This is a genomic window from Microcoleus sp. AR_TQ3_B6 (assembly GCF_036702785.1).
GTDB lineage: Bacteria > Cyanobacteriota > Cyanobacteriia > Cyanobacteriales > Microcoleaceae > Microcoleus.
The window spans coordinates 1-1,032 of record NZ_JAUBVJ010000250.1 but is presented as its reverse complement, the minus strand read 5'-3'; the positions used below and the strand labels follow the sequence as shown (position 1 = coordinate 1,032).

The window sequence follows — 1,032 nt, the reverse complement described above, 5'->3', positions numbered from 1 at the left end:
TTTTAACCGCAGAGGACACAGAGGACACAGAGGCAAGAGGAGAAAGAGAAAGTTGGGCTAGGGTGCGTCAGGTTGGAAATGCTCGATCGCCACAAAAAGTCGAGGAACGGGACACCGTTTGTTGCCGGTCTGCGTCAGTGGTGAGCCTGTTTAAATGAAACTGAAATCACTGGCTCTGATTCCGATAGCAGAAAGTCCCTTTAAAGCAGCTATAATTTCTCCTGTTTCCTTAAACTGAATCAATGTTGCACCGCTATTTTCAGTAAAATTTAATTGCTCGAATGTCAAGCCATTAGCTAGCACCAGCAAATCTTTTCCAGCTTCAAAATCGGCAATAATATCGAGTCCAGAATTGGCAGACAGTAAAAAGCGATCGCTCCCAGCACCTCCAATTAAACAATCATCCCCCAAACCGCCAATCAAAGTATCATTTCCCTTGCACCCGTCTAGCAAATCATTGCCAGCACCTCCAGTCAGACAATCATTGCCAGTACCTCCGCAGAGGGTATCATCACCATAATCGCCGTAGAGATAATCCTCGCCTTCGCTGCCGAAGATTATATCATTTCCCTTGCCTGCAAATGCCAGATCGCTGCCTTTACCACCGTCGATAAAATCAGCATCTTCACACCCCAAAATTAAGTCGTTGTCTTCTTTACCATTTATTGAATCATTGCCGCGATTTCCGAAGATCGTATCTCCGCCTTTACCGCCAAGGATGATGTCATTATTCTTGCCGCCAAAAAGGATATCATCTCCCTTGTTGCCGTCAATAAAATCATTGCCTCGGTTGCCGTAAAGGATGTCGTTTGCTTCACCGCCGTAGAAGTTATCGTTGCCTTTTTCCGCATCGAAAATATTCTGATTTGGACTGCCGTAGAAAGCATCATTTTCTGGTGTGCCAAACTGGATTGCACCCCTACCATTGCCGTTGATAATGTTGTCAGCTTGGTTGGGGCGATCGAGATTTGGATACTCAATATTATGGCAAATGCAATCAGTATCACTTGCTGGTGTAACAACGGGTACTGA

At 45.3% G+C, this 1,032-nt stretch carries 1 protein-coding gene; it reads right to left on the bottom strand.

Features of this window, described 5'->3' with window-relative positions; all coding sequences use genetic code 11:
• Window positions 1-150: 150 nt before the first annotated feature.
• On the bottom strand, window positions 151-1,032 hold an 882-nt coding region (locus QUB56_RS37015; RefSeq protein ID WP_332961321.1), incomplete at its 5' end, for a calcium-binding protein.